This window comes from Runella limosa DSM 17973 (assembly GCF_000482465.1).
Lineage (GTDB): Bacteria > Bacteroidota > Bacteroidia > Cytophagales > Spirosomataceae > Runella > Runella limosa.
The window spans coordinates 1,301,746-1,309,105 of record NZ_KI519420.1; the positions used below are offsets into that span (position 1 = coordinate 1,301,746).

1 protein-coding gene and 1 pseudogene are annotated in these 7,360 nt (G+C 47.1%); both read left to right on the plus strand.

What is annotated here, in order from left to right; translation table 11 throughout:
* Nucleotides 1-13: 13 nt before the first annotated feature.
* On the plus strand, nt 14-6,298 hold the full coding sequence (locus K339_RS0115470; protein ID WP_028524405.1) for a DUF8202 domain-containing protein: 6,285 nt from the start codon (nt 14-16) through the stop codon (nt 6,296-6,298).
* Between the two features lie 31 nt (nt 6,299-6,329).
* Nucleotides 6,330-7,360: pseudogene (locus K339_RS38165) on the plus strand (hypothetical protein); the annotation flags it as partial.

A 7,360-nucleotide genomic window follows, 5' to 3' on the forward strand; every position in this document is an offset into this window, starting at 1 on the left:
AACTCTATTAATTATGAAAACGTCTATTTTGAAACGATTAAACGCCCAAAGGCCGCTGGTATGGCTTTTGGGGTGTTTGGTGGGCATTGTGACGGAAGCGAATGCACAAAGCCCAGGTGGCGTATCGGCGAATCTTAAAGCATGGTACAAAGCCAACGCAGGTGTGACGGGTGTCTCTGCCGTCACAGCCTGGAATGACCAGACGACCAATGCGCTGAACGTAACCCAGGCCACGAGCTCTCATCAGCCTTCTTTGGTGCCTGCTTCGAGGTTGTTCAATTTCAACCCCTCTCTGACTTTTTCTGGGACAGATCAGTTGGAATACAAAGGCGCGCGGTTTATGACTACGACAAGCTCGGGGACAATGTTTGGAGCGGCTTCAAACAAACTTGATGGCGGGTACGAAAACTTGGGTGACTTGGGGATAGACAATCCACACATGGGTACGCTTACTGACCAGCACATCATGTGGATGAATAGCTCAAGCCCCGTTCAGATTATTCATCCAAGCAAATTGACGAAGGACAAAACACATTTGTTGGGGTATTTTTGGAATGGTGGTGGACCCAACGTAGGTAGTGGGTTGCGCCAAGATGGCGTAGAGTTTTTTGAAGCAAATACAGAAGCTACACAAGTAGGAAGCTCGGGTGTAGTAGATGGTATGTGGACGATTGGGGGCTATCAGTATGTCGAAAACTGGCACGGAAACATCGCCGAAATTGTTTTGTTTGACCGTAATTTGACCGCCAATGAAAAAGAGAAAGTGGAAAGTTATTTGGCCATAAAATATGGGACAACATTACCCCACAATTATCTATCTAGTGATGGTACAGCCATTTATAACGTAGCTACTTACGGCACCAATGTAGCAGGTATTGGTCGTGATGACGCCCAAGGTCTTAATCAGAAGCAATCCAGTTCTGTCAATGCAGGCGGCTCGTTTGTTACCATTGGTTTAGGAACAACCGTTGTGACGGATCAGTCAACCATCGGTGCTAGTTTTGCGGCCGATAAGAGTTTTGAGATGATTGGTGATAATGGCCAACCCGCTAATTACGCAAATCTATACGCCCAAAGTTTTGTATCAGCCATACCATATTATTCTATGCAACGAGTGTGGCGGGTACAAGAATCAGGAACAGTCGGAACCATTACAGTGAGTATTCCTAACACAGGTTCGGCAACCTACCTGTTGGTAAGAACGGCAGATGCTACCTTTACCTCCAATGTTGGTACCACTGAAATCTTAATGACCCCCGACGGGAACGGTAACCTGACGGCCCAAGTTGATTTTACCAATGGTCAGTTTTTTACCTTTGCTGCCGAAATCAATGCCCCAGGTGGTGTTGCCAATGGATTAGATTTTTGGTTTGATCCCGCTATCAATGTGACTAAAGTTGGGTCAACGGTAACTGGCTGGACTGATTTATTTACGGGTGGTAACAACCCTGCTTTGACTCAGCCTACTGCGACCTTGCGTCCTACTTATTCAGACGGAGACGCTTTGAGTAACTTCAATCCTTACATCAATTTTGTGGATAATACTCGCCTTAACCAAGATCAAGGCACAGGCACAAGTCCCTATTCCCAAGACCATACCATTTTTGGGGTAGTCAATCAGTATGGGGAAAAAGGAAGTTATAACAACTGGATTCGATTTTCGGATACTGATAACTCAGATGCTGGTACGCACAACTGGGGTTTTGGGTACTCTGATAATGCCCAATATTATGTAACCCTCCATTATATTTCAGCGCCCTTCCATGACCCTGCTGGGCTTTCAAATGTCTGGAATAGGGTGAATGAAAATAAAAAGATTCTCAACAGTATTTCTACGCTTTACAGTGCTGCACTGACAGCGAGCACACGCACCACAGCGGTGGGGCATAGTGGCAATGAAGTAGTCCAAACAGGGGGAGCAGGAGGCACTTTTGTACCATACAGGTACCTCACTGTAGGTGGAGGAAATAGCTTTGGGATGAACAATAATAAAACACAAGAAATTATTGAATATTCTCGTACGCTTACCATCGCAGAACGCCAAAAAGTCCAGTCCTATCTGGCGATTAGACATGGTATTACGCTCGACAAAGAAGATAATGACAACACGATTGTAGAAGGGAATTATGTATTGAGCGATGGTACTGTCGTTTGGGATGCCGTTACCAACAGCACCTATCACAACGATGTCACGGTCATCGGCCGTGATGCCTCATCCAGCATCAATCATCGCCAATCAAAATCGGTAAATGAAGGTAGTTTTCTTACCATTGGTCATGGAACAGGCATTGCCGCTACCAACGCGGCCAATGGAAATACATTCTCGGCCAATAAAATGTTTGAAGCTGTTGGTAGCAATGGCCTAACAACCAACTATGGTACAGTATATGCACCTAATTCTTATACGCCTACACGCGGGTTTTACCGCATGACGCGTATTTGGAAAGTACAAGAAACTGGCGCCGTGGGACAGGTGACTATCAGTATCCCTGGTAGTGGTGACGTGTATTTGTTGGCCAAAACCTCCAATGATAACTTTAGCACCAGTGCGGGGGTGACGGAAGTAAAAATGACTCCTGATGGCAATGGCAATATGACTGCTACCGTTGACCTTACCAACAATGAGTATTTTACATTTGGGGCTGAACTTACAGCGCCAGGTTGCGAGCCTAATGGTCTTGCGGTATGGTTAAAGGCAGATGCAGGTACAAGTACGATAGCGCAGGGAGCGGATGTAAATTCATGGCAAGACGTTTCAGGAAATGCCCGTACCCACACTAAATCGTCGTCATTGACAGCACCTAGTTTTAAAGTAAATAGTGGATTTAACTTTAACCCATCTGTTTATTTTGATGGAGTATCGGACGCTTTGGGCGTACCACAATACGCCATCAACAATGGTACGGTGAAAGATACAATGGTCGTATTCTCTGTAACTCGATTCGATAACACGCCATCAACTTGGGGGGCAATTTACAGTTTCAGAAGAGATTTTACGCACCCACAATGGTACTTGGGTGAGCCTAGTATTTACAGTACAGGCAATAGAACTCCGTGGGATGGTGCCCCAAGTTTAGGCATTCTCTATGGGGTCAATACCTTCAATATGCGCCGCGACGCCTCGACTACAAGCCATGACATTTGGTGGAATGGTTCAAAGCGTAGCACAGATTCTGATCAAAATTATAGCTTCAACAGCACCAACTTCTGGCTAGGAAATGATGTAAATGACTTAGGAACAGCCGATAGCGAGGAGTTTAATGGTGATATCATGGAGGTGGCCATCTATAAAAATGCTGGCATGACTGACAGTAAAATCAAGAAAATTGAAAGTTATTTAGGTCTTAAATACGGTATTACGCTCGCCCACGAGTACTATTCGGGTGGTGGCGTAAAAGTATGGGACAATGCCGATGTTACTTACCACCGTAACGTAGCGGGTATTGCCCGCGACGACTGCCAAGCCTTGAACCAAAAGCAAGCGCGTTCATATACATCAACTGAGATGACAGTGGCGATTGGCGACAGCATTGCGACAACGAACGCGGCTAACCCTGGTTCGTTTAGCAACGATAAAGCGTTTTTGATGTTTGGTGATAACAACGGGACGGGCATTGCTACCTTGACAAGCAATCCTTGTAACCCACCTATTGTAGATAAGTTTACCAACAAATCGTGGAAATTTGTCGAAACGGGTAGCGTAGAGGCCGTCAAAGTAAGCGTTGACTTATCGTCGGCGGGTTTCAATGCGTCTTATCCTGTGTTCATGCAAGTGGCAAGTGATGCTTCGTTCTCAACCATTATTTCATCTATTCCAATGGTTAAAAATGGTTCGAAATACGAGACATCATACGATTTCAGTGGCACACGCTACGTTCGTTTCTTAGGAAACACAACGCCGCCACCCAACGTTTGTAGCGACGACAAAGTGTATCGTTGGAACCAACCTTTCTGGACGTGGGGAACAACCAACCGTACGACGACGTTTGCTGATGGCCAAAACATCAACGTGCGTATTCAAGGAAATGGAATTTATTTGCCAACAATCCACCCTTATAGCTTAGGATGGTGGGAGCATATTTTCATTCCTCGTTACGATAAGTTGAGCGATAATAACAAGATTATCACTCGCATCGGAATGGCGAAAGTGGCTTCTAAAGTTTCGTTTGAAGTGTTTGATTTGGACGAATACTACGGCAAAGACGTGGTAGAAGTTTACGGTAAGTTAGGTTCGACGGTAGTTTCTCCTAAAATTACTTTCCCTAAATACACAGCCCTTACCAAAACGGGCAATGTGGTGTCGGCCACAACGGGCATATGGGATATTTCACAACGCGGACGTTTTTATGTGAATTTTGAATCACCTGTTGATTCGGTGATTGTAGAGTATTCACGTGGGGCTTCGCCATTTTCATTCAACTTTAAGACGTACCAAGATATTCGTATCGAAAACTTAGAGATTCAGTGTATTCCGCCTGCGCCAAAAGCACCAACGGCAGACAACGTATATGTCTTTAAAGAGGTATCTACTGCGAATCCAAAGGCAGACGAAGAGTTTACGTATAAGTTTACTATTCAGAACTTTGCCGCTTGCGACAGTGTTCGTACCATCAACTTTACCGATGTATTGCCTGCAGGATTGACATGGGTGGACAGTACGTTGGCTACTGGTCTGACACTAACAGGACTCAATGCTTACGGAGGAGTACAAACGCTAACCTTCTCGGCTACTGTGCCAGGGGGCGTGTCTTATCTCTATATGAAAGCGAAGGGAAGCAACACAGGTACATACCCCAACCAAGCAACGTTTACGGTCAATCGCACTTCGGGCGTAAGTCCTATGTACAGCTCAGATGACCCACGTCAGTCGGGAGCACAAGACCCAACGCCAGTGACCATCAATGCCAATAAGCCAGTCGCTAACTTACAGTTTACGAAGTCGGCAGACAAAACTACCGCAGGAGCCAATGAAGATATTGTTTATACCCATACCATCAAAAACAATGGTAGTGCAAGTGTGACAATGGACTTCCAAGATAACCTTCCTGGAAACGCGGGCGGAAGCTTAACGTACACGGGAGCTTATACGACGGTGCCAGGAGCTCCTGCGTCGATTGCGACTTCACCACTTGCGGGTAGCTCAAGCATACTTATTAGAGGAATTACGGTTCCAGCAGGAGGTACAGTTTCGTTTACGTTAACGGCCAACACAGGTACGTTCACGGGTGGAAATACTGCGACTAACATTGCAACCGTAACGCCTGACTCAAACTATCGCCAGACCACAGTTTCGTCAAATGGAGTAAATGTTCAAATTGGTTCTTGTGCAGCAGGAAGTACGGCTCCTACGCTTTCAGCCACGACGAAATCGAATGTGTGTTCAGCGATTACGGCTAATCTAACAACCATTACGGCAAGTAATACGCCAGCAGGAACGGGCATCAAATTGACGTGGCATACTGCTACTCCAGCAACTTCGGCCAACCGCGTGGCCAACCCAGCAGCGGTACCAGCAGGTACATATTATGCAGTTTTTGCCGATACCGTGAGCAATTGCTACGCGGGTTCAGGAAGTGCTACAACGCTGGTAACGGTTACTACGACCTTGTGTACAAGCACGCCACCAGCCCAAACGGCGTCGGCGGGAGCTTCGCAATCGGGCAACGCTGCTACGGAGCTTAACCCACAAGGTGGAACAGCGCCTTATACTTACACCGACGATACCAACAACTGCACGGCACCTGGTGGAGCAACCAAGCTTCCTGCGGCGTCAAACCTAACGGTGAACCCAACGACGGGGGCTTATACTTACACCGCACCTAACACGGCAGGTACCTACTATTTCTGTATCAAAGTGTGTGATAACAGTGCCCCAACGCCAAAATGTACGACCGTGACTTATACCGTAACGGTAGGAGCATCGGCAGGTGCAGGTACAATTGATTGTGCTAAAACGGTGATTTATCCAGCACCTGTGGCAGGAACACCTAGCCAGCATAGCTTGATTGTGACGGTCAATGTAACTACCGCAGGATGTTTTAATCCGTTGACAGTGACAGGCTCAGGGATGTCGGTGGCTAGTGGCATCACGCAAGTGTGTGCTTCTACTACAGGAGTTCAAACATTGCACATTCCGATTCGCTATGATGGAACGGCTTTAGGTACCATGAATTTTACCATTGGTTCGCTTACCTCTTGCTCGGTTGATCTGTCAACGGTTTCTTCAAAGAAAGTAATTGCGGATGTGTGGACACTTGACAACTGCTCGGCAGTGCAAGTTGGCCCACAATTGAAATAAGTTTCATTACTCAACTTAACGTATTTTGGATATGAATACCAAGAGAATAATAGCGCGTTGGGTAATGAGCATCGTATGGGTGCTGGGGGTATCGCTAGGATACGCCCAGACCCCAACGGTGGACCTCACTACCCACCAGCCCACTACTGCACCGCCAGTGGGGGCTACTTTTGAATGGCATAGCAGTTTCCCTGTGTCGGTAGGTAATTTAATGACCAACGCACAAGCGGGAGCGGCCACTCCAGGGGTGTATTATGGGGTGTACAATTTTGGTACATGTTATAGCCAACCTTCTCCTTTTAGGATTGCGACCAATACTTGTCCCGTAACGACTGTGGATTTACGAGCTTTTGTAGATTCAACCGCAAAACCTGCGGCAATGTCGGTGAGTTTTCACACAGCGTTTCCCTTGACTAGCGGGAATAAAATTACGGGGACTGCGATTTCGGCTGCTGCGGCAGGTACATATTATGTAGCTTATTATGATCCAACGGGTGCATGTTACAGTGCAGCAAATATCATCCGAATCGTAACAACGACTTGTTCTCCCGATACCGACGGTGACGGCATAGCCGACGCCACTGACTTGGACGATGACAACGACGGTATTGCTGATACGACAGAAGGCACGACCGATTTTGACGGTGATGGCATTCCCAATAACTTAGATTTAGATTCGGATAACGACGGCATTAGCGATTTGACTGAAAGCGGCAACGGCCCAGCCTTGTTGGCAGATGCCAACGGCGATGGAGTCCTAAGCGCCAGCGAATCTGCTCCAGGATTGAACGGTATTCCAAATGCAGCCGAAGGTGGCACGGAAGGCGGTACGATTCCAGCGGCAGTGAACACCGACGGTACGGAAGGCCCAGATTATTTGGATTTAGATTCTGATAATGACGGCATCAGCGACGTAGTGGAAAGCGGCAACGGCGCGGCTGATACCAACAACGATGGGGTAATTAGCAGTGCTGACACTGGCTACGGCGATGCTGACAGCGATGGTATAGCCGATGGTGTAGATGCCAATGACGCCCTCAAAGGCGGTACTTCTGACGGTGA

Excerpts from the sequence above, each read along its gene's own strand:
- K339_RS0115470 (WP_028524405.1), top strand. The coding sequence starts at position 14 with ATGAAAACGTCTATTTTGAAACGATTAAACGCCCAAAGGCCGCTGGTA.